This window comes from Enterococcus sp. 9E7_DIV0242 (genome assembly GCF_002140975.2).
GTDB classification, from domain to species: Bacteria; Bacillota; Bacilli; order Lactobacillales; family Enterococcaceae; genus Enterococcus_L; species Enterococcus_L clewellii.
This window is the reverse complement of sequence record NZ_CP147247.1, coordinates 1740690-1762449: the sequence shown is the minus strand read 5'-3', so window position 1 is coordinate 1762449 and position 21760 is coordinate 1740690. Positions and strand designations below refer to the sequence as shown.

Genomic DNA, 21760 nt, shown 5'->3' with positions numbered 1-21760 from the left:
GAAGAAAATGAATCAATGGATTTGGATCACAGGTGCGATCTGCTTGGTAACGCTAATGTTTTCGTTGTATTTCATCGCAAGAGATATTGCCTATGTGACAAAGGTTCAAAAGGAAAAATGGTTGTACCTTTTACCGAACTGGCTGCTGGTTATTCTAGCATTGTGCTGGGCAGCATTAGCTGTTCTGTTTTATCTGGCGATTCAAAAACAGCTTCCTTGAGTATTGATCATGAACGTTCAAGCAGTATCTGGTAACGCATGAGAATTGTATCTAAAACAAGTAGTGTTTTGATTGTCTAACCACTTAGATGGGTAAAAAAGAAGTGTTTTTCTCTATCGGTCTGGAGAAAGTAAATTAGTTTAGTTGGCTAGACAATCATTTATTATGGTTCAAAACGAATTGAATAAATAAACAACAGGCAAATCTTTCATTTTGCCTGTTGTTTCTGTTGCTCTTGATTCAAGCAGTTTTTTCAATGTTTATTTTATGATATACTCCAAAAGAAGAGACCATAACGTCATGTGAAGAATCACTTGTTTTGCCTATAGAAGCCACTTTTAAAAATGAATTGAAGCGTCATACTGGTTTCATAAATGAACAAGAGCTGCTTACCAATAGTGAAAGCGGATCATAAAAGCTAAAAGCAGCTTTTTGAATGGTCACCCTATGCTTTAGAGGACTTGCCAGTATTTTATGAATCCGGTACTATAGCGTCTGAAATAATGATTCCGCATAGCCAATATACTAAGGTGAAGAAGATAACGGACAGGAAGGGGAGAAAAAATGAACGTAAGTGTAGCAAATCTTCTTGAAACAGAAGCATTAGCAATAAGAATTGGACACGCTGCTTTAGCTGGTGATGTCATTCTACTATCGGGTGATTTGGGTGCCGGGAAAACGACAATGACAAAAGGAATTGCGTTGGGGTTAGGCATTGAACGAATGATCAAGAGCCCAACCTATACAATTGTCAGAGAATATCAAAGTGGTCGATTGCCACTGTATCATATGGACGTGTATCGAGTAGCAGGGCAAACGGAAGAGTTGGGATTGGAAGAATATTTTGAGGGGGATGGACTCAGTGTTGTTGAGTGGGGAAAGCTGCTGGAAGATGATATCCCTGAGGAATATCTTTCTATAACTTTGGAAAAGGACGCGGATAACGAAGAAACACGATTGATTTCTTTGATTGGTGTCGGTAAATCCGGACTGGCTTTTCTTGAGAGAATCGAAAAATCCAAGGGGGAAAAGGAATGACGCGAGAAGAGGTTGATATCACGATCAGAGAAGCAGTCCCTGATGATGCACAGCAGATAGCAGCAGCTTTACAGCAGGTTGCTGTTGAAACTCCTTATTTAGTTATGAATGGAGAAGAACCTGCTATTGAAGTGGAGGAACTGGCACACAACTTGGCGAATCTCTATGATTCTCCTAACAATGTACTGATGGTTGCCATCATTGAAAATCGGATTGTCGGTACGGCTTCTGTCAGTGCCTCAAGCAAAAAACGAATGGAGCATCTAGGAGAGATAGGTATCAGTATTTTAAAAGACTACTGGGGTTTTGGTTTAGGGAAAGCAATGATGGAGACCCTGATCGATTGGTCTTGTGAAGGAGGCATCATCCGACGCTTGGAATTGACCGTGCAGGAACGAAATCAACGAGCAATACAGCTTTATGAAAAGGTCGGATTCCAAACAGAAGCAATCCTGCCGAGAGGGACAAAAACAGATGAAGATGAGTTTTTGGATGTTCGGTTGATGAGTCTTCTAATTGATTAAAAGTGACAGTTTGAGGGATAGAAAAAAGTTTTTTTGATCCCGAGGGTTATTATTTGCAAATTCATTTAAGCGGTAGTATTATAATGACACAACAACTAACAACCCTTTTTATTTTTCATTTAACTCCTTTTTCCCACCCTTATATTTATAAGGGTGGGTATTTTGTTGTATTGGCATTGCTTTTATTTAGTTTTCTCTATATGAAAAAAAGTGGTTTCTTTTGGTATGAAACTATTTATAATTATGATAGTATTATTGTAAAGAATAAATGAAAATACGTTTAATCAAATAAAACATAGACATTTCATCAAAAGCGGTTGGGGCCGTCAAGAGAGGTTGCTTTAAGAGAAAAGAAAGCTTCAATAAATGTCTGATTATTATTTACATAGAAGTGGAGATAAATGAATGGGAAAGAAAGACAGGGATAGCTTTTTACTTGCGTTGGAAGAAGAAGAAAACCGAATTGCCAACGAACGCTACAAAGCAAAGCAAACGGAACAAGAAATGAAGAAGCTCAGTAAAGATTATGAGCGTATTTTTACTCGATCTGGACAGCTGTTTTATAAGCTCGAAAAAATATTCCAAAAAAGTCAGGCGAAATCTATTTTTACAGAAATTTTTTCGGATATTCAAAGAGAAGAACAGGATATTTTTGAACGAATAGATAAGGAAAAAATTGTTTTAACTCAAAAGGAGAAGGCGCTAGAAAAACGAGAGAATGAAATTTATTATGAGAAACGACGATTGAGAGAAGAATTGTCTTGAGTAACCGAAGAAGATTGGGAAACGCCAGATTTCTTTTGAACATTCAGAAAGCACAGAAGGAGCGAGGCAAATTGCCAGCTTCTTTTTTTTGTTTACAGTGTTTTAATTGTATGTTACGATGTAAATCGTAATTATTACTATTTATATTTTAGGAGGAAATATGTTGAAGAAAATTGTCTTTTATACAGGTATACTTATGGGATTAATTTTTGGTGTTATAGGGTGTGGTACGGCTGAAAACCCCAATAGTCAGAAATCCTCTGCTTCATCTGCAAGTAGTGAGTCGTCTTCTGAAATTGACCAAGACCATGAACATTCCCACGCGAAGACACCGGCTGCAGAAGGAATTTTTGAAGATGCTGAGGTAGCGGATCGAACACTTTCAGATTGGGCAGGAGAGTGGCAGTCTGTCTTTCCCTATTTAGAGGTCGGATCATTAGACGAAGTTTTTGAGCATAAAGCGGAAGAGGGAGAAAAAACAGCGGAGGAATACAAAGAATATTATAGAATAGGGTATCAGACAGATATAGAAAGGATCGACATTTATCAAGAGTTGATTTCCTTCTATAGGGATGGAGAATGGTTTGCTGGGAATTATGCATATGCTGGATATAAAATCCTGACCTATGAGTCTGGGAAGAAAGGTGTTCGCTATTTGTTTGATAAGGTGAGTGGGGAGGAGGAAGCACCAAAATCAGTACAATTCAGTGACCATATCATTGCACCGGAAAAATCAGCGCATTATCATATTTATTTTGGCGATATGAGTCATGAGGAGCTTCTTAAAGAGATGGAGAACTGGCCGACATATTATCCGGCATCGCTGTCTGTGCAGGATGTTGTACATGAAATGCTGTATCATTAATAATAGACTTTGACTAAAAACGATTGTAGGTGGTCATTTGATAGATATTGTCGTCATAAAAGCCATTTAGTCTAAATGTGTTGCTCCTTTTTAGGTCGAAAAGAGATTCCTAGCCCGATACATGAAAAAGTCGTTTTTACTCAGATAGTTGAAAAAATCAAAAGCAAAAAAGGGACAGTCGTTTTTACGACGGGCTACTACCACTTGACTAAGTGTAAGTAGATAGAAGATGTCAAGGCGATTTTGAAAAATAATTAGCTCCGGGAACAGCAACTCTTAGTGCTTTGACTAGAGAATACTGCTCTCGGAGCATAGTGTGATTTTTACATCAGAAGCTGATAGAAGGTTGTAGAACAACAGAGTTATAGTCTTAGCTAGCATATGATTGTTCCACTCACCTTAACTATGACTATCGATTCATGTTATTTCCAGCGAATAGGAATCTGACCAATGCCCCTAAATCCAAATTGTCCTTGGCTGACATCCCAATCAAACAACAGCATGTCTTCTTCACCTGTCAGACCTTCCCATTTCAATAGGTCATTACTAGCATAGCTATAATTAGTTTCATCTAAGTAAGAATAATAAGAAAGGGTCGCGCCGTCAAATTGCGAAGAAAGGACGATTGGATCAACTAATTCGTAAGAAGTGGTCCCTTTTCTCAAGGTTACGACAGGCATTGCACCTTCAGCACTAACGGAAAGCTTTTTCAGATTTGTGGCATTCGATAATGCGGAGATGTCCGTTAGTAACGCTTCTGTATAGCGCTCGTCGTTCATTGTCTCCTGAATGTGTTCTTCTTCTTTGTTGGCATAGCCTCCAGCCTCAAGATGAAGTTCTTTCAACTGTATTAGATTTTTCATTGAATTCAAATTAGTTTGATTGCTAATGGGTAAGTGCAAAATTTCTAACTTAGGTGTGTTTAAAAGTGACCGAGTATCTGACACAGTCCATTCTCTGCTTATTTCTCCAGTGAAATATTTGAGGTTTGGAACGTACTCCAGCCCAGACAAGCTTGGATTCAGTGAAAGGAGCTCAGTCGAGATAGTATCAACTGTGACTAAAAATTCCTTGGTTGGCAGTTCGTAGGTTTCGATAAAAGCTTCCTCCTCTTGTTGCTGCTTTTCCAACTTTTCGAGCTCTTCCTCAGATTTTGTTTCAAAAGCTTCTATTTTTTTGGTGAACTCATTTTCCAGTGTTTCAAGATCTGCCTGTAGTTTATCATATTCAATGGCGTATTCTTCTTCTGTAATTTCTCCATTACTATGACGTTCATCCAAGGCAGCCATTAAATCATTCAACTCAGCTTGCTCCTTGTCATGGTTTGTGTAGAGAGCATCATAGTCTTTTTGGTATTTTTTATTGAATTGTTCGATTTGCTCATCGTATTTTTCCCTTGTAAATTCAGCTGCTTGACCAGTAAGTGGTAAGCGAACATCTGAATCAAAAAAGTGTACATACTTTCCTTCATTTCCCCAAGCTTGTGCAGTGACGGGAGCCACTAGTAGCATACCTAACGCAATAGAACAAATAGCACCAATAAAAGTAATCCTGTTTTTCATTTTATCATCCCTTTCTTTTTATATGAGAAGAATAACATGCGTTTCGTAATGAGGTCAACGGTATTTCGTATTTCTATTTAATTATTTTTTCAAAAAAGATATTTTTTGTTTGAAAGCTAAGGATAAGAGGATTAATAGATTTATTTGTATAAACATAGAAGAAGCTCAGATTGGATTACTTGGTTGTTTTTCGGTTCTTTTGTATGCTACAGTTAAGCTATCCTAGTGATTCAATGTAGGAAATATTTATTCAGGTGATGAACATGACAATAACTTTTCGTAGACCAGTAGCAACTGATTTAAATAGAATTATTGAAATCGAAAACATGGGGTTTTCACAGGAAGAAGCAGCGAGTAGCGAAGCGATGCTGGAAAGAATCAAAAAAATACCAGATAGCTTTATCTTAGCAATTTCTGGTGAAAATACGATCATTGGGTATGCTGTAGGACCTGTTATTCCGGAGAGGTATCTTTACGATGAGCTTTTCGAAACGACCATAAAAAATCCTGAAACAGGTGGATACCAGTCTGTTCTTAGTTTAGTCGTCGATCCGCTTTATCAGAATTTAGGCGTGGCAAGTAGACTGCTTACTAAGCTTGCAGAAGAGTCTGAAAAGTATGAGAGAGTCGGGATAACGTTGACTTGTTTGGCATCACTAATTCCATTTTATGAGAAAAACGGATATAAGAATGAAGGGATATCTGACTCCCAACATGCGGGAGAAACATGGTATAACATGGTGCTGGAACTTTGAGATGATCTTTAAAGAGTCGGCTTGTAGCTATGATGAAAAAGGCTTTTTTTAAACTTCTAAAGAAACGGTTGCATCTGATTTTTTAGGCTTTGCATATAAGTAAGTTTGTAAATAAAAGAATAGAAGATGGAGGGAGTTAGAGTGAGCATGATATTTAGTTTAATTTATTATGGGGTAGGTGCATTTGTTGGATACTGTGTTATTCGTCTTGCAGTAAATCATGGGATACGAGATTCGAGAAAATAATTACTATATTAAAACGGATGACTAGAATAAATAAGCCTCCTAACATTGAATCAGAAATCTAATGTCAGAGGGCTTATCTATATGGAAAAGAATTGTGTTAAGTCTATGAGAATGCTTAAAAAAAATGAACTATTTGTTCTTGAAGACAGAGATAAATAAGGTGTAGGCTGTAGATTTATTACTACCCTTCAATTTTCCTTATTTCATCCATTGTCTTAATAGGAATCTCTGATTCTGAAATGTTGTTGGGACCTTCGATTATTCTTTTTTTACTGATCTTCACTTTGACATAGCTATTTGGCTCTAGTGGTTGTGGATTATCTCCTGAAATACTAAGTGAATCTTTTTTTGTCGAACCGTCTTCTTTTACGAATGTAATGGTATAATCGTAAGAATACCATGGCGAATCATCTCCAATACCGCTTTCGCTTTCATGGCTTACTTTTTCGGGAATTTCTGCAGGTCTTCTAGTATAGGCAATTTCTCCTACATAGGTTTCTTGATAATAGCGATAACCAAAAAAGCCTACAATTAAAAGCCCTGCCAATAAAATTAATTGAATTAACTTTTTCATTCTACTAGTTCCTCCCTATTTAGTTTAAGTTATTTACTAGGCATTAAGCCATGTATTTTGCTAACAAAAATGTTAGATTATACTACCTGTTTATAAAACATAAATGAACAGAGAGTGGGTTTTATCTAAAAGAAAAGAAGAGAACTTTACTTGGGAAAAAACCATTCATGTTGAATACTTTGAAAATGAACAAAGAAAAACCGTTTGAAACTAATGTTTCAAACGGTTTAGCACGTGCCAGGAGAACGTTTCATTGATATATACCAGCGTAATATACAATAAAATAAGTTGTTTAGTATATAGGTGTATATGTCAATTTAAAATATTTTGGGCAAGATTTTGGGAACTATAAAGATTGTTCATAACTGTTTCAGAAACTTGGTTTCCCTTTTCGTTTAACTCTTTTGTCAAATGAGAATAAACATTGGCTGTTGTTTCCATATTAGAGTGTCCTAGCCTTTTAGATACATACAATAAGCTTGTATCATGTAGCAACAGGAGACTTCCGTGTGTATGCCTCAGACCGTGAAAGGTGATATCTCTTTCTATACCAGCTCTTTTAAGAGCGCGCTTTAGAGCTTTATTTGCAGCGTTTGAAGATATCGGCTTAAGACTGCTGTCTGTAAACACTAGTTTATTTATAGGCTTCACTTTTTTGGCATCAATGAACTGCTTCAAATAATTCATTGTTATTGGATTAATGGCAAGAGTTCGGTTGCTAGAATCCGTTTTTGTGGTAGAGAAATTATTCAAGTGTTTATAATCCCATGTTTTATCTATTTTTATAGAATTGTTTTCGAAATCAATACAGTCTTCTGTCAATCCTAACAATTCAGCAAAACGTGCTCCACTATCTAAACCTAGTAGGATCATGTAACTACTAGTATAACTAACTTTTATATTATCAATCACTGCTTTTGTTAGTCTTGCTGCTTCCTCTTCATTTAGATACTTTTCGCTCTCTGGTTTCTCTGCTTTTCCTGATAGAGTAATTTTATAACTAGGCATTCTAGGAATGTCGCCAGCATGAAGAGCATCTTTAAAACAAGATTTGATGGTAGCATTTACCTTCTTGACGGTTCCGATTGAATGATTCTCCGCGTACTTGTTGATAAACTGCTGATATCTTTTGCGATCGATGTCTTTCAATTTTATTTCTTCAAAATGTTCGCATATAAGATTATAAGTGGTTCTATATATTCTGTCAGTCTCGATAGAGAATTTACCTTCTTTGAAAGTTTCAAACCATTCAAGATAATAGTCAGAGAAAAGCCGCTCTTTATTTTTAATGTTTACGCCATCTGCAATATCTTTTTCGAACTCCGCAGCTGCTAATTGAGCTTCTTTTTTTGTTAGTCCACCAGGACGTTCAACTACTTTGAAAGATCCGGCTTCATCTTTATATGAAACTCTGAAATACCATTTTTTGCCTTTTTTTCTATAAGATGCCATTGTTGTCACCCTTTTCTATTTGATCAGGATTATAGAGCAAGTATCTGCCAAGTTGTTGTCCAATATAAAAAGGTATTTGATTGTTAGGAATAGACGTACTCAAGTATATGTCTTTTCTGCCATTGATTCCTGCAATATAAAAAGCTGGGTCAGAATCATCAAAATTATGATAACGAAAATTGAAGCCATAGATTTTTGCCAACTTTATCGGATCGGAAGTACCGTATTCTTTTTGTAGATAGTTAGCTAACTTTTCTCCAGTCCATTCTGTCATGTTGTATTATCTCCTTATGTCTGATAAAATAAGCATAGGTAAATAAGCCTATTTCTCAGGTTTTATTTTCAGTAGCACATCCTTTTTCTTGGTTGGAGGGGGATGTGTTTTTTTATTTAAGACTAAAGAAAACTGTTGTAGAAAAATCGTCGCCAGTATATTTTATCAAAGTGTCATCTCCAACTGGAATCAGCATTGCTTCTTTTCCTGTCATTGTTCCACCTTCATACAAATCTTTTAATCCAAATGATTCACCTTCAGCCAATGTTCCATAAGTGTCTTGTGGAACTTCTTCGCCAGTGGAAGCAATAGGTGTAAAGCTTGCCATAACATACATAGCTTTATCTTGACTACCTGAGTTCATTTTCATAGAAACATCAAAAATAACCCATTCTTTACCTTCGGGAGCTACTTCGTTGAATTGATTAGCACTCAACAGATAGTTATATGCTTCTTCTCCTCTAACGACGTTCGATAAGGTAATAGATAAATTTGTTTTGATTTGTTCTCCACCATCTACAAAATAAGCTGTATCAAAAGTAGCTGTTTGGCCCAACGGTACAGGGTTTGATCTAGCGCCTACTTCTGATTCTTCTTTTGTTTCTGTTTTTTTGCTTTCTTCTGTTTTAGATTCTGACGTTACCGTAACTTTATCACTAGAGTCATCACCACAAGCTGCTAAAGAGAATACAGTTAGACCTGCTAAAATAAAAAACGATATCTTTTTCATTAATAAATCCCCATTTCTATGTTATAATTTATTTACTACAATCTGCACATAATGTGGATGTTAGACTAATCAGTATTTGTGGTGCTGATTAGTCTATTTTTTTATAACACTTTCCCTATCACTCTAATTTCATCCATAGGGTAGACCATATCTTTGTATTCCTCATTTATAGATTCTAAAATAATTTTCTTCTCATCAAAATCATAATACACTTTTTTACAAGTAACCCCTTCATCCTTAATTGCGACAATAGCAATTTCGCCTTCTTCAACCTCGGGCTGATAATGTATGAATACTTGACTTCCTTGTGGATAATCAGGTTCCATGCTATCTCCCGCGATAGTAACTATTTCATCAGCGTCACTTGGAATTTCAGTTTGATCGATAATCATTATAGATGCCTCTTTATCCTCAGTATCACCATCTATAGGAAATCCAGCAGCAGTCGAGCGACCATTGACAATTTTTTTGTTTTGCGAATGTTTATCAAGATTTACAATTCCATTCTGTTCGTTAAGTTGTTGTTCTGCAAAACGATATATTTTTTCTTTTCTTTCTGGTTCCAATTCATGGACAATATTAACAAGTTTACTCACATCAATAATTTCATTATTCATAGATGGAACATCACTCCATCCCATTAAATACGCAGGAGTGGTCTTTAAAATATCGGATAAATCATCCATTATATTAGTTGGAAGTTTTTCAATATCACCTTTTTCATATCTGAAAATTGTAGACCTAGAAACTCCTAGCTTTTTTGCTACATCATCAGCACTAATGCCTAACTGCTTTCTTCTGGCTTTCATCCTTTCGCCAACATTCATAATAAACCCTCTTTTCATTGATAGTAATATTATTATAACTACCAAGGCGCAAAAATGCAACAAAAAAATTCGCAAAAATGCAACTTTGTTGTTGACTAAAAAATCAGAATGTTGTATATTGAATGTAATAAGTCGCATAAATGCGATTAGAGAGAGAGGTGTGACCTATGATAAATGTATTGAAGCTAAAAGGAGCTATAGTCGAGAAAGGAACAACTCAACAAGCGGTGGCAGACGCGATTGGAATTGATAGAAGTACATTCTATAGAAAGATGAAAAATGGTGGCGACTTTTCAATTGAAGAAGCAAAAAAAATAGCAAAAGAGGTGCCTTTAACTAACTTTGAAGCAGTTGAAATTTTTTTTGGCGAAGAAGTCGCAAAAACGCTACTTTTTTCAACAGAGAAAAATCAACTGGCACATTCATAAAAATATGTAATTAACAATTACATTCTAACTCAACAAATATTCAAAATCAAATTAAAAGAATGTATGTTCGTATTAATTTGATTTTAATGAATGAGAAAAACAGTATAGGAAGGAAGAAAGGAGACCGTCCAATGATTGAAGAACTAATCAGAAAAATTGCAAGAGAAGAAGCAGCCAACGTTGCTGTAGTTGAACCAGGTACAGAACTTCTTTGTAGAGGTAATTTAAAAACGATGCAAGCATTACTAAAAAGAGGAAGAAATTTTTCTTTAGAAGTATTTTGGTCATTTAGAGACGAGCTTGATGCTAACAACAACGGCTTTGTGTACTATCCAGGAGATTCAAGAGCGGGCAACGGGTATAACTTCGATGCAATGAAAATGGCTAATTGGATTAGAGAAAATGAGTCTCGGATATTCAAAAAATGATAGGAGGCATCACATGAACAAAAAAGGACTAGCAGCAATAGCAAACAAACCGCTATATAAAATCAGACGGTTACAAGCGATTGGATATCTGTTGTTCATAGCGTTAATCATTTCCCTAATATGTAATTTGATCGCAATTGTCAAGTAAGGAGGGAACATGGATGGAAGAAGAATGGCGCTATGTGAAGCATGATGGAAAAGAAAGATTCTCGTATCAGATTTCATCAAAAGGGAGAGTCAAATCCTTGTTAACGGCAAAAGCTACAATTTTAAAAACGCGTGTTAATCAATGGGGTTATGAAGTGGTTAATCTCAAAATAGATAGGGAGACAAAAACCAAGCAGGTCCATCGGTTAGTGGCAGAAGCATTTCTTGGTATAGATTTAGCAAAAAGTCAAGTCAACCATAAGGATGGGGATAAGCTGAATAATCTGCTTGATAACCTTGAATGGGTTACTCCGAAGGAGAATATTGAACACGCAAACAGAATGAAACTCAGGGATGCTAGAGGGCATAAGAAGCTATCTGACAGAGAGAAAGATGCGATTTTGTATCTAACTACATTGTCAGAAATCACGTATCTAACAATAGCGACCGCCTTTAGCGTAAATAAGCGGACAGTATCAAAAATAGCGAGTGAGTGGAGAAAAGAAAAAGCCTCAGACACGCCGGCAAGCAAGGTCTGAGACATAGACAATTATTCTTTCGTCCATTCTATCACGAATAGAAAGGAAAAATCAATCATGTATGAAGTAGAAGTGCTAGAAGACTATCACGGTAGAGAAATCTATAAGAATGATATGACTATTTATTTTGATGTCGTATTCAGAAGGATCGACGCAAGTAAAAGAGAAGTAGCGGATCATCGCGCCTTTGTCCCCGACGGGGAAATGGAAGATTTTCTGGAAGAGCTAGCAACAAACGAGAACTATGTCTCTATGGATTTGATCGGGACTGGCTCAGAAGTTTATGAACGATATGGAGGCTATGCGAATGGCTGAGAAAAAACAAGAATTTGAAGTAGCAGAAAACCACATTTTTAATGTGCTTTATCAGATTGATGTAAAAAATGTAGTTGAAAAGAAAAACAACCTCACTTATCTATCTTGGGCGTGGGCATGGGCGGAAGTATGCAAAAGATATCCAGATGCAACGTACAAAATTGAACGTGACGAAATTACAAAAATGCCATATCTATACGATCCACAAACAGGATATATGGTTTTTACGCAAGTAACTATTAAAAATCAAACACATGAAATGTGGCTACCGGTTATGGATAGTGCCAACAAAGCGATGAAAGATAGCTCATACACATATAAAGTTGCAAACTGGGAATGGGACCCGGAACAAAACAAGAATGTGAAAAACGGGGAAACAGACAGAACTGTTGAAGCAGCAACCATGTTCGATATCAATAAAGCGCTCATGCGTTGTCTTGTAAAGAACTTGGCTATGTTTGGTTTAGGTCTCTATATTTATGCCGGAGAAGACATGCCGGAAGATATCTCTATGTTGGACTTAGCAAGCGAAAGAAGTAAAAAAATCTTTCATGGTGCATTGGAAAAGCTTGCATCTAAGTACGAGAAAACAGCTGATGAAGCGCTGACTCTCTTAACTGAGACCGCTAAAATTACCGCTGATGATTTTAAGTGGACCAAGGGAGACTTGGGAACGTTAAAACGTGGTATGAATTGGCTTGAAGAGCAGTACAAGAATCCAGTTGATGAACAATGAAACTATTCGGAAAAGTAACCAAAATATCAGGGAAAGAAATTACTCTTTCCCTTGATAATGAATCGGAGCTGAGAAGGATTCTAACGCTGTCAGACGGAGCGCAGCCGCTTGTTGAGGTAAATATATCAGATCAACGTGAAATACAACCTGAACAACGAAATATGGCTTATGCGATGCTGAGAGAAATTGACAATCATTTTGGTTATCCGCTTGGGTGGGCTAAAGCAAAAACAAAGTTTGAATTTGAATACGAAACAGGCATAGAGTTCTCTTTGAGTAATACAAGCATAGAGATAGCAACGCTCTATATCAAGTACCTAATCGCTTTCATGTTTCAAGAGTGTGTGCCTTTCTCGAATGGCTATGAGCCTTTGGAAGAAACGATCAATTGGCAGATGTTCTGCGCAATCAGGACCCGACAATGCGCGGTCTGCAGACAAGAACACTCTGATATCCATCACGCAATTGGATTTGTCGGAATGGGTAACAATAGGCGAAATGTGAACCACTTGAAATCTAAATTCATTTGTCTTTGCCGAGAACATCACAACGAAATTCACTGGCGAGGATTAACTGAGTTTATGAAGCATTACCATGTAGCGCCAATCAAATTGAAGGAAGAAACGCTAGTCCGATTAGGACTAATGACTAAGAGACAAGCAAAAGAATTACAGGAGGATGAAGAGAGTGGCACAGCGTAGAATGTTTAGTAAAAAAATAACGGATACAGACCTGTTTTTAGATATGCCGCTTTCAGCTCAATGTTTATATTTTCATCTCAATATGGAAGCCGATGATGACGGCTTCCTTGGAAATGCGAAAACAATCAGAAGAAAAATAGGAGCTAGCGAAGACGATTTAAAACTATTGACAGCAAAGCAATTTATTATACCGTTTGAATCTGGTGTAGTGGTTATCAAGGATTGGAAAATCCATAATTATATACAAAAAGACCGGTACAACAAAACAATGTTTTTTGAAGAAAAAGAGCGACTTTCAGTTGATAAAAATAACAGATATCAAATCATGGATACGGAATGTATACAGGATGTATCCGAAAAAAATGAACAGAATAGTCAAGGAAGGTCAGAAGTTACGCCGGAAGCCTCTGAACCCTTGGTAAATAAGGAATGTGTACACGATGGATACAGTCTGGATACACAGGTTAGGTTAGAGTTAGGTAAGAGTAAGGATAGGTTAGATAAAGAGATAGGGGAAACGGCTTCTAAAAAACAGAAGCCTAAACCTACCCGTCATAAATATGGCGAATATAAAAACGTTCTTTTGTCAGATCAAGACATGGAGAAACTAAAAGAAGAGTTCCCAAATGATTGGGAGCAGCGGATAGAAAAAGTTTCTGGCTACTGTGCTTCTACAGGCAAGAGCTACAAAAATTATTTAGCAACAATCAGACAGTGGGCTAAACGAGACAATCAGTTACCACAACGAGTATTTAGTAACCGACAGCCAATCAGACAAGAGAAGATACCTGATTCGATAGCTAATCCTGTACCAGAGGAAAAACTATCTGCAGAACAGCAAGCAAAGATAGATAAGCAGATGGAAGACTTTCTAAACCGCAGAGGGAGAGATTAAAGTGAATTATATAAATTCAGAAATACGGACGTGGATCAGGAAACCAAGCAAAAAATGTACTGAGTTTTGGCATATGTTAGAGCTGAAAAACGTGGATGTAGAAAAAGTATCAGCAGTTTATTTATACGATTTTCACGGTATGAAAATTTGCTATCGAAAAGAAAACGGGGAATATATAATTTTTGATGCTGTTTCTGGTTATCGAGTATCTTCCGCAGCTACTAAGCAACTTGCGATTGCAAAAGCAACGAAGGCGCTTGAATCAGGCGATTCAGATTGGTTTGAAAAGGTTGTCAAGATATTAGCGCCTTGGTACGGTATTCCATTTTTGGGAACAGGACAATTTTCCCCAATACGAGAAAATTCGTTAATGGGTAAAAAGAAGGCTACGAAACGGTACTACAGCAGAATTTCAAGGAGCGTGGAAAAATATGATTAACAATGTTGTTCTAGTCGGACGTCTCACCAAAGATCCCGATTTACGATATACAAGTAGCGGCTCAGCAGTCGCTACTTTCACACTAGCAGTAAACAGAAACTTCACGAATGCAAGTGGAAATCGTGAGGCGGATTTCATCAATTGTGTTATCTGGCGTAAACCAGCTGAGACTTTAGCAAACTATGCCCGTAAGGGTACGTTACTTGGAGTAGTTGGCAGAATACAGACAAGATCATATGACAATCCGCAAGGTCAAAGAGTTTACGTTACTGAGGTTGTAGTCGATAATTTCCAACTGTTAGAATCTCGCTCACAGAATGAGCAGAGAGGCGTGGAAGGAACTTCACAGGGATTTAGCCAAACACAACAACAGAACACGCCGGAGAGCTTCCAACAAGCACATGGAGCACAAGGAATGTTACCGGGTACGGAAGTTCCGAAGTTCAGTGGTAGCGACATCGATATCTCAGATGATGACTTGCCATTTTAAGGAGGGATCACATGACAAGCTCAGTTACATTCAGCAACGCAAGATATAAAAAGCAACATTTCAAAGAATTGAGAAGAGAGCTGCTTGACTTAATGGGTCCTAATAACGACTGGATGGAGTCGGGCGATCAAGACAGAATCAAACGTATTGAAGATATAGGCAAAATCATCGGCAGTCCGTTGATGGCTGTATCGCATCCAATAAAAATCGAACTTACTAAATTTTCGCATGGAGAATATCAAGCGCTTCGACAAATTGGTTACACGGTCGATGAAATCAAAGATGCAGCAGGTATCAAGAGTTCGAGCGCGTGGTTTGAGTGGCGAGTCGCAAGAGGGTTCGAGCTAGGTAAAAGAGGACGGAGGACGATTGAATGATACAAAGAATCAGAGACGCTGAACACCTAAGATCGATTTATACAGCTGATAAAGCTAAAAATAATTGTGGTGATGTGGTAGACGGAAAACTAGTCAGAGCATTTGCATGTACGTCGAATCCTTTAATGTTCATGGATAAAGAAGGCAGAAAAATTGTAACAAACGAGTGGTTTGTGAACTATAAAGACGAGTTGATTTTCAATATCAAGAAAAATTACTGGATCAACATGAAATTATACGTTACAGGAGAATCAGCAATAACTGATAGGATTTACTATTTGGAGAGTGAAGCGGAATGAAAGAACATCAAAAAGTAGTATTAAATTATCTTAAGAAGTTGCACACCGAAAAGAACCCGCCGTTCTTAATTTTTACCCGATTTGGCTGGGAACACTTCGGGGCAGAATTGCCGGAGGATGTAGCTGAAAACTATCGAAAATTCAATGATGCAGAAGAGTTCGAGGTGTTGAGAGAATTTTGTGAATGGGGCTTAGAGGTTACAGCGGAAGTTGATACCTCAGAAGCAAAAGCAGCCTTTGACGATATGTTTGATGATAGCGTGCATAAGTTTATGAGGAGTGAAGCGGAATGAGACAAATTAAGTTTCGATGTTTTCATAATGATTATGGAATGTTTGAAGATCCAGATTTAATAAATTTAAATGATGGCTCAATCAAATATGATAGTGATTGGTATGATTCTAAAGAAATTAAGCTCATGCAATACACAGGCTTAAAAGACACGAATGGTGTGGAGATTTATGAAAAAGATTACGTTCGCTTTGGTGGGATTATAGCCCTTGTTGTGTGGAGTGATAAGTATTGTCAATTCAGACTTGATGATGGGACAGCAACTACATCTCTAAATATTCATCACAAAAATGATTATGAAGTCATCGGCAACATATGGGAGGACGGTGATCTGTTAAATGACGATAAAGGCACAAAAAGAAATTAGTTTCATCAATGAATGCAGTTGTATCGTTGACGAAACAGATTTAGCCAAAGCTATTTTATGGTATCAGGATTATCCGATGCTTTCAAAAAAGAAAATATATATGCACGGATGTTATCCAGCAGTAAGCATAGGAAAAACTAAGATACATGTCCATAGATTGTTGATGCAGTATTGGTTAGGCATTAAATTACCTTTTCACGCTAGCATTCATCATGTTAATGAAAACAAACTTGATGCACGCAAAGAAAACTTAGCTGTTGTTATAAATTCAGCTCACAATAGCAACCACAATAGAGGGCGTATTTTAAGCGATAATCATAAAAAGAAGATAAGCAAGGCGAATAAAAATAGAAAAGGGATAAAAATGAAAAAAAGACATTTGATTCCGAATTATCAATTACAGGATTTATTGAATCATGGATTATCGATAAACACCATCGCTAAGTTGTATCAATGTGATTGGTCGACAATCAAATCTAGAATACACGAAAATCCAGAATTATTGGAGGCTGAGAAATGAGTAAGGTAGAGGAAAAAATCAAGAAGTATAAATCTGAACTAGAAACATGCATGAAATATATAAATGGTGCTTGGGCCTGTTCAGAAGCGGATGTTCCAGCAACTAAAAAAGCAGCGGAATATTTGAAAAGATTTATCGCTGTACTTAAAGAAATCCGCACCGAGCAGGAAGAGCTGCAGAAGAAAGCTGATGCTTATGACGAGATAACGAACGTTACTGCAGATCGAGATAACCTTGAAGAAAAAATTATTTTGCGACTAAAAGAATTTCTTGAAGATGAATATGACTGCCACGGAGCCGAAGATTTTGAGCCGGTTATCAAACATTATGCTGGTACGTTTGTTGCGATATTTGAATGGCATAACAAACAGACAAACATGACATACACATACGCAAAGAAGATTATCGAAAAAGAAACTGGTGTAACCATCCCTCATAATTTCGCAGAAGTTTGGGAAGCAAGAGGGAAAATTGCAGCGTTGATGAATACTGTCAGCTTTGAACTTGATAAGCGAAACGATGACCGATCATATGAGCAATTCGTTTGGGATTCTTTAGAACAGAGCAAGACTGTTGAGGTTCCTGCTTATGTGGCTGAATGGGCTGATATTTGCACAGAACACAAAGCACTACCAGCAGATTATTTCTCATCGTTCATCTCAAATACTATTCATAGAACCATTGTGATTCCTAGAAAAATAACAGATTGGTTTGCTGAATCAGGAGAACATCAAGAATTATTCCTGTTAGCGATGAAGCACGGCTACACAGTTCAGCAGGAGCGAGAAAAGATATATCTGAAAATACAGCCTGAATACCTTGAAGCAGTAAGAGCAGGTATTAAGCAGTTTGAAATCAGAAAAAACGATCGTGATTATCAAGTAGACGATATTCTCATTCTTCAAGAGTACACTTGCGGATCGTTTACGGATAACAGTTTAGAAGTAAAAATCACATACATTACCGATTACGCCCAGCAACCTGGTTATGTTGTTTTGGGAATTGTACCAATGGAAGAAAAATAAACAAAATAATGGTATGTGTGGTAAATGCACATGCCACTTAAGGAGGAAACAAAATGAAAATAAAACATTTATTAGAAATATTAGACCCTGAAACTGTAGTAAATATTGTTAATCATAACAAATACTCTTTAGCAGAAGTATCGGCAAGCGAATTAACAGAGTTCCCTTTTAATGAACTTGAGATACGAGAAATAGATATTTGTGGCGACGGTACATTGAATATTCGACTTAAGAAATTTTAGGAGGAACAGGGATGACAGAACAGAAAGAACAGCGAAAAGAGTTTATTAACGAGAAAATGCCGAAAATCCATGGCGATTCGAAATGGTATAGAAAACACTTGAAAGAACGACTGACTCACGCTTATATGTGTACTGATTTTTCATTCGACTGGCCGAATAGTCACGATGGAGACCTTTTGAAGTTGACTAATCAACTATTGCTTGTTTTGGATCAGGAAGAAAACGAGCAGAAGCCTCAGGAGACTTTCGAGGTCGGGGAGTACTACTCATTCGAGTTTTCAGGGAAACGAGAAATCTTCAAAGTGATTTCTGTATCAGAAGGTAGAATGTCAGTGAAATCGTATAAAGTACAAGCTGATATATTCATCAAGTTCGATTCTTACACAACAGGTAATTCAATTGCTGTGACTGATTCTAAGGCAGCCACAGCAGAAGAAATCTCACTCTTCAAGCGTGCAGAGCATTTTCACAAGCGCGGAAGGAAACTTGACGAGATCAAGCCGGGAGATTTGATTGAGCATGACGGACAACTGAACGTAGTAGGACCTGATACTTCATACGGCTATGTTCGTGTGGATGTAAGAGGTAATACTCATTCAATCGCTGAAATGATTGAAGTTAATCTCATCATGACAGCCGAGGAACTGGAAGCAGCAGCCGAGGCACAAAAAAACTCTTTAGAGAACTAAAGAGAAACTAAAATTATTTCTTTGTTTTTTGTTCATCACGAATCTTTTTACCTAGGACAGATTCGTTAATTCCGTCTCGAATGCCAAAAGCTAAAACGAAGTATAGAGCAACGAGACCAATAAGAAACGAAACAAGCCAAATGATTGCAGTAATAATTGTTTGTTGCATATATCTTCCCTCCATACAAACATTTATACCATAGATACAGAAAAATCGAAAGGAGTCGGAGGTTTGCCGGCCGGCATGAAAGATATCTTTACTCCTTTTGTGAATAATATGATCGAACTAAACAAGATATACAACGAGGACTGTTTAATAGGTATGCAACGTATACCTGATAAGTCGGTGGACATGATTCTTACAGATTTACCGTATGGAACAACAAGAAATAAATGGGATTCAGTGATTCCTTTAGAGCCGCTATGGAAACAATATGAAAGAATTATCAAGGATGACGGAGCTATAGTTTTAACTGCTCAAGCTCCTTTTGATAAGGTTTTAGGTGTAAGTAATCTGAAACTATTGAGATACGAGTGGATTTGGAAGAAAACAGCTGGTACAGGATTTCTAAATGCTAAAAAGATGCCATTAAAAGACAACGAAAATATTTTAGTATTTGGAAAACAGGATCATGACCACCTGCTTGTGTTCTACAAGAAGCTGCCGACATACAATCCGCAGATGCGTAGCGGATTTAAACCTTATGAAACAAAAAAAGGAAATCACGGCTCTAACTATAATCAAGCTGATAAAGAAACAATATCAGTATCGAATGGCGAAAGGTTTCCAGTTTCTGTTTTAGAGTTTCCTAAAGATACTCAAAAATCAGCGTTACACCCAACACAAAAACCAGTAAGCCTGTTTGAATATCTGATAAAGACATACACGAATGAAAACGACACTGTTTTAGATAGCTGCTCTGGATCAGGAACAACTGCAGTCGCATGTCTCAACACAAATAGAAATTTCATATGTTTTGAAAAAGAGAAAGAATACCATGATTTATCTGTTGATCGGGTAGAGAACCATGTAAGTCAAATAACTTTGCTATAAAACTGCGTATATTAAGACAGGAGGTCGGGAGAATGAATGAAAAACAGAAGCTAGCAAGTGAGATAGTCGATTATGTTGCAGTAGTCGGCGCCAAGAACTCGCATATTCAAGGTGTAGCTAAACGACTACTCGAATTAGTCACGCCTGCTAAAAAAGAGTTTAGCATCATGGACGTGATCAACGCAGAACTAAACGAAAGAGTGAAACATAATGAGCTATAAAACATATTTGTTGCAGTGCTGATCGTGGCTATCGTTGCGATATTTGTGTATGTAGCTTATAGAGAGAAGAAAGGGGACTGACGATTTGAGAAAATCAACGTTTAATTATATCAAGGATATTCTAGCGGATTATCCGGAAACAGACGAACATATTCGAAAACGTGAAGAAGAACTACGTTATCCATATCGTGAGTCTGACATCAACAGAGACATCAAGGGAACTAAAGCCAGTTATGATGCTCAAGATAATTTGATGATTACGATTGAGCAGGATAAGAGGTTGACAGGGCTTGAGCGGAATAAGAGAGCCGTTGCTGATACCTTAGAAGAGTTTGACGAAGACACAGAAGTTATCATCAGAGAGCTGTATATGAGAAAATGTCCGAAGTATACTATGCAAGGGTTGATTGTGAACGGCCTAGTCTATTGCAGCAGAACTACAGCTTTTAGCAAACGAGATGATTTCTTTATCGAAATTGCAAGAAAATTAAACTTAAATGTTTAAAATTGTACTATTTCTTGACTTTCGACCCTAATTTCATTGATAAAATGGTAATGTGGAATTTTAAGAAAAAAGGAGAAAATCAAAGAACGAGGCACTTACAACAAACTAAAAAATAATCGTCTAATGAGTTTCTTCTTTAGCTGCTATCTGCGGAAACAGAGTACAGCAGCAAACGACTCAGCATCGTTACACATTGTGCTATCTGGCTGAGCAGGTAGCATTCTAAGGGTATAGCTCAACCGGTAGAGCAACGGTCTCCAAAACCGTTAGTGTGGGTTCAAGTCCTACAATCCTTGTTAAAACGTTCAGGAGGTCGAGAGGGGGTACCCTGAGCTGGCGTCGAGTTAACTCTCGTTTGTAGACGTCCACTGTCGCAGATGGTAACTGTGATACTCCTGCGCTAACTACGCAGGTTACATAGTTTGATTAGATCGCTTAGGCGGTCTTTTTATTTTGATTAAGGAGCTGATGCTATGATTGGCGATTTACTTCTATGGATTAAGCGAATAACGAAACAACATTTGATTTGTCAACACGATTACAAGCATAAGGTAATCAACGCTTATCCACCGTTTCATTATCAGGAATGTAAGAGGTGTGGGAAATGGAAGAACTAGAAAAGAATAGGAAGTTTTTTCGCTTAACGAAGAGAAAGTCATTTATCAGTCGATTGAGGTGTAAACATGAGTATCTTTATCTAGGTATCGAGAACAGCAATAAGATTTACTTTTGCAAGAATTGTGGTAAGCAAATAAGTAACTGACCGAGGGCCTTTTATTCTAGCCGCCCCACAGAAAGGAGCAAACCAGATGACAGCAAGAGCAGACAGACAAGGACCGCACAGAGTAGCCTTTGAGAAGAATAAGAAGAGACTACTAAAGACAGAGAATACCTGTGGCATATGCGGCAGGCCGATAGACAAGAGACTAAAGTCTCCTGAACCTATGTCAGCTGTGGTCGATCATATAGTACCTGTATCAAAAGGTGGGCATCCATCTGACATTGCCAACCTGCAGTTAGCTCACTGGACTTGCAACAGACAGAAGTCTGACAAGCTATTCAACAACAAGCAACTAGAACAACAAGGAACAAAAGTATTAGGTAATAGGAACTTACCACAATCAATCGATTGGTCATCTTATTCATCGTAGAAGGCCATGATTAAGGACAAGAGCGACGAGAAATAGATAGGGGGGTACTACCCCACCCGTGCTTGTGGC

General features: G+C 37.4%; 34 protein-coding genes and 1 tRNA gene. 28 read left to right on the top strand and 7 right to left on the bottom strand.

Going from position 1 to position 21760, the window contains the following annotated elements; genetic code table 11:
* The first annotated feature begins 7 nt into the window (after window positions 1-7).
* The 5 genes from A5888_RS08325 (at window position 8) to A5888_RS08305 (ending at window position 3412) form a co-directional block, all read left to right on the top strand.
* Window positions 8-220, top strand: coding sequence for a hypothetical protein (locus tag A5888_RS08325; protein WP_086350147.1), 213 nt, complete (start codon window positions 8-10; stop codon window positions 218-220).
* Between the two features lie 564 nt (window positions 221-784).
* Window positions 785-1258: a tRNA (adenosine(37)-N6)-threonylcarbamoyltransferase complex ATPase subunit type 1 TsaE gene (tsaE, locus tag A5888_RS08320; RefSeq protein WP_086350148.1), complete on the top strand. Its 474-nt coding sequence runs from the start codon at window positions 785-787 to the stop codon at window positions 1256-1258.
* Window positions 1255-1782 carry a GNAT family N-acetyltransferase gene (locus tag A5888_RS08315; RefSeq protein ID WP_086350149.1) on the top strand — a complete coding sequence of 176 codons (528 nt, stop codon included), beginning with the start codon at window positions 1255-1257 and terminating at the stop codon, window positions 1780-1782. Before tsaE ends, A5888_RS08315 begins: the two co-directional genes overlap by 4 nt.
* A gap of 405 nt (window positions 1783-2187) precedes the next feature.
* On the top strand, window positions 2188-2547 hold the full coding sequence (locus A5888_RS08310; RefSeq protein ID WP_086350150.1) for a DUF3958 family protein: 360 nt from the start codon (window positions 2188-2190) through the stop codon (window positions 2545-2547).
* A gap of 160 nt (window positions 2548-2707) precedes the next feature.
* Window positions 2708-3412: a metal-binding protein ZinT gene (locus A5888_RS08305; protein WP_339102036.1), complete on the top strand. Its 705-nt coding sequence runs from the start codon at window positions 2708-2710 to the stop codon at window positions 3410-3412.
* Window positions 3413-3834: 422 nt separating this feature from the next.
* Here the strand turns inward: A5888_RS08305 and A5888_RS08300 are convergent, their stop codons facing one another.
* Window positions 3835-4974: a hypothetical protein gene (locus tag A5888_RS08300; RefSeq protein ID WP_086350152.1), complete on the bottom strand. Its 1140-nt coding sequence runs from the start codon at window positions 4972-4974 to the stop codon at window positions 3835-3837.
* A 263-nt stretch (window positions 4975-5237) separates the two neighbouring features.
* Between A5888_RS08300 and A5888_RS08295 the strand changes: the two genes are divergently transcribed.
* Window positions 5238-5729, top strand: coding sequence for a GNAT family N-acetyltransferase (locus tag A5888_RS08295; RefSeq protein WP_086350153.1), 492 nt, complete (start codon window positions 5238-5240; stop codon window positions 5727-5729).
* 427 nt (window positions 5730-6156) lie between these two features.
* Here A5888_RS08295 and A5888_RS08290 read toward each other — a convergent pair whose 3' ends face one another.
* The 5 genes from A5888_RS08290 to A5888_RS08270 form a co-directional block, all read right to left on the bottom strand.
* On the bottom strand, window positions 6157-6549 hold the full coding sequence (locus A5888_RS08290; RefSeq protein WP_339102035.1) for a YxeA family protein: 393 nt from the start codon (window positions 6547-6549) through the stop codon (window positions 6157-6159).
* Window positions 6550-6861: 312 nt separating this feature from the next.
* A complete protein-coding gene (locus tag A5888_RS08285) occupies window positions 6862-8001 on the bottom strand; it encodes a site-specific integrase (protein WP_086350154.1) in 1140 nt (379 codons plus the stop codon).
* A complete protein-coding gene (locus A5888_RS08280) occupies window positions 7988-8275 on the bottom strand; it encodes a hypothetical protein (RefSeq protein ID WP_086350155.1) in 288 nt (95 codons plus the stop codon). The genes A5888_RS08285 and A5888_RS08280 overlap by 14 nt, the downstream gene beginning before the upstream one ends.
* A gap of 112 nt (window positions 8276-8387) precedes the next feature.
* Window positions 8388-9005 carry a lipoprotein gene (locus A5888_RS08275; protein ID WP_086350156.1) on the bottom strand — a complete coding sequence of 206 codons (618 nt, stop codon included), beginning with the start codon at window positions 9003-9005 and terminating at the stop codon, window positions 8388-8390.
* A 101-nt stretch (window positions 9006-9106) separates the two neighbouring features.
* Window positions 9107-9832: a helix-turn-helix domain-containing protein gene (locus A5888_RS08270; RefSeq protein WP_086350157.1), complete on the bottom strand. Its 726-nt coding sequence runs from the start codon at window positions 9830-9832 to the stop codon at window positions 9107-9109.
* Between the two features lie 167 nt (window positions 9833-9999).
* On the opposite strand from A5888_RS08270, the gene A5888_RS08265 reads away from it, so the two are divergent.
* From A5888_RS08265 to A5888_RS08185, 17 genes are all read left to right on the top strand, one after another.
* Entirely contained in the window at window positions 10000-10260 is a 261-nt protein-coding gene (locus A5888_RS08265) for a helix-turn-helix transcriptional regulator (RefSeq protein WP_086350158.1), read from the top strand.
* Window positions 10261-10391: 131 nt separating this feature from the next.
* The gene (locus A5888_RS08260) at window positions 10392-10688 is read left to right on the top strand and encodes a DUF771 domain-containing protein (protein ID WP_170924847.1); all 297 of its coding nucleotides are present in this window, start codon (window positions 10392-10394) and stop codon (window positions 10686-10688) included.
* Between the two features lie 161 nt (window positions 10689-10849).
* Window positions 10850-11374: an HNH endonuclease gene (locus A5888_RS08255; protein WP_086350160.1), complete on the top strand. Its 525-nt coding sequence runs from the start codon at window positions 10850-10852 to the stop codon at window positions 11372-11374.
* Window positions 11375-11431: 57 nt separating this feature from the next.
* Window positions 11432-11689, top strand: coding sequence for a hypothetical protein (locus tag A5888_RS08250; protein ID WP_086350161.1), 258 nt, complete (start codon window positions 11432-11434; stop codon window positions 11687-11689).
* Window positions 11682-12425 carry a DUF1071 domain-containing protein gene (locus A5888_RS08245; protein WP_086350162.1) on the top strand — a complete coding sequence of 248 codons (744 nt, stop codon included), beginning with the start codon at window positions 11682-11684 and terminating at the stop codon, window positions 12423-12425. Before A5888_RS08250 ends, A5888_RS08245 begins: the two co-directional genes overlap by 8 nt.
* The gene (locus tag A5888_RS08240) at window positions 12422-13126 is read left to right on the top strand and encodes a putative HNHc nuclease (RefSeq protein ID WP_086350163.1); all 705 of its coding nucleotides are present in this window, start codon (window positions 12422-12424) and stop codon (window positions 13124-13126) included. Before A5888_RS08245 ends, A5888_RS08240 begins: the two co-directional genes overlap by 4 nt.
* Window positions 13113-14021, top strand: a complete 909-nt coding sequence (locus A5888_RS08235; RefSeq protein ID WP_249274517.1) for a replisome organizer — start codon at window positions 13113-13115, stop codon at window positions 14019-14021. Before A5888_RS08240 ends, A5888_RS08235 begins: the two co-directional genes overlap by 14 nt.
* 1 nt (window position 14022) lies before the next feature.
* A complete protein-coding gene (locus tag A5888_RS08230; RefSeq protein ID WP_086350165.1) occupies window positions 14023-14460 on the top strand; it encodes a hypothetical protein in 438 nt (145 codons plus the stop codon).
* Entirely contained in the window at window positions 14453-14950 is a 498-nt protein-coding gene (gene ssb / locus A5888_RS08225; RefSeq protein ID WP_086350166.1) for a single-stranded DNA-binding protein, read from the top strand. The genes A5888_RS08230 and ssb overlap by 8 nt, the downstream gene beginning before the upstream one ends.
* An 11-nt stretch (window positions 14951-14961) precedes the next feature.
* Window positions 14962-15327 carry a hypothetical protein gene (locus tag A5888_RS08220; RefSeq protein ID WP_086350167.1) on the top strand — a complete coding sequence of 122 codons (366 nt, stop codon included), beginning with the start codon at window positions 14962-14964 and terminating at the stop codon, window positions 15325-15327.
* Window positions 15324-15626, top strand: a complete 303-nt coding sequence (locus tag A5888_RS08215) for a hypothetical protein (RefSeq protein ID WP_086350168.1) — start codon at window positions 15324-15326, stop codon at window positions 15624-15626. Before A5888_RS08220 ends, A5888_RS08215 begins: the two co-directional genes overlap by 4 nt.
* The gene (locus A5888_RS08210) at window positions 15623-15919 is read left to right on the top strand and encodes a hypothetical protein (RefSeq protein WP_086350169.1); all 297 of its coding nucleotides are present in this window, start codon (window positions 15623-15625) and stop codon (window positions 15917-15919) included. The genes A5888_RS08215 and A5888_RS08210 overlap by 4 nt, the downstream gene beginning before the upstream one ends.
* On the top strand, window positions 15916-16284 hold the full coding sequence (locus A5888_RS08205; RefSeq protein ID WP_086350170.1) for a YopX family protein: 369 nt from the start codon (window positions 15916-15918) through the stop codon (window positions 16282-16284). The genes A5888_RS08210 and A5888_RS08205 overlap by 4 nt, the downstream gene beginning before the upstream one ends.
* Entirely contained in the window at window positions 16256-16804 is a 549-nt protein-coding gene (locus A5888_RS08200) for an HNH endonuclease (protein WP_086350171.1), read from the top strand. The genes A5888_RS08205 and A5888_RS08200 overlap by 29 nt, the downstream gene beginning before the upstream one ends.
* Window positions 16801-17829: a DUF3850 domain-containing protein gene (locus A5888_RS08195; protein WP_086350172.1), complete on the top strand. Its 1029-nt coding sequence runs from the start codon at window positions 16801-16803 to the stop codon at window positions 17827-17829. The genes A5888_RS08200 and A5888_RS08195 overlap by 4 nt, the downstream gene beginning before the upstream one ends.
* Window positions 17830-17882: 53 nt before the next feature.
* Window positions 17883-18071 (top strand): hypothetical protein, encoded by a 189-nt coding sequence (locus A5888_RS08190; protein WP_086350173.1) that lies wholly within the window; start codon window positions 17883-17885, stop codon window positions 18069-18071.
* An 11-nt stretch (window positions 18072-18082) separates the two neighbouring features.
* Window positions 18083-18760: a hypothetical protein gene (locus A5888_RS08185; protein WP_086350174.1), complete on the top strand. Its 678-nt coding sequence runs from the start codon at window positions 18083-18085 to the stop codon at window positions 18758-18760.
* Between the two features lie 13 nt (window positions 18761-18773).
* Here the strand turns inward: A5888_RS08185 and A5888_RS08180 are convergent, their stop codons facing one another.
* A complete protein-coding gene (locus A5888_RS08180; protein ID WP_170924848.1) occupies window positions 18774-18929 on the bottom strand; it encodes a hypothetical protein in 156 nt (51 codons plus the stop codon).
* A gap of 63 nt (window positions 18930-18992) precedes the next feature.
* Between A5888_RS08180 and A5888_RS08175 the strand changes: the two genes are divergently transcribed.
* The 5 genes from A5888_RS08175 (at window position 18993) to A5888_RS08155 (ending at window position 21691) form a co-directional block, all read left to right on the top strand.
* On the top strand, window positions 18993-19814 hold the full coding sequence (locus tag A5888_RS08175) for a site-specific DNA-methyltransferase (RefSeq protein ID WP_339102034.1): 822 nt from the start codon (window positions 18993-18995) through the stop codon (window positions 19812-19814).
* A gap of 32 nt (window positions 19815-19846) precedes the next feature.
* Window positions 19847-20035, top strand: coding sequence for a hypothetical protein (locus tag A5888_RS08170; protein WP_086350175.1), 189 nt, complete (start codon window positions 19847-19849; stop codon window positions 20033-20035).
* Window positions 20036-20120: 85 nt separating this feature from the next.
* On the top strand, window positions 20121-20540 hold the full coding sequence (locus A5888_RS08165; RefSeq protein WP_086350176.1) for a transcriptional regulator: 420 nt from the start codon (window positions 20121-20123) through the stop codon (window positions 20538-20540).
* 224 nt (window positions 20541-20764) lie between these two features.
* Window positions 20765-20836, top strand: a tRNA-Trp gene (locus A5888_RS08160).
* A gap of 513 nt (window positions 20837-21349) precedes the next feature.
* A complete protein-coding gene (locus tag A5888_RS08155) occupies window positions 21350-21691 on the top strand; it encodes an HNH endonuclease signature motif containing protein (RefSeq protein WP_086350177.1) in 342 nt (113 codons plus the stop codon).
* Window positions 21692-21760: the final 69 nt, after the last annotated feature.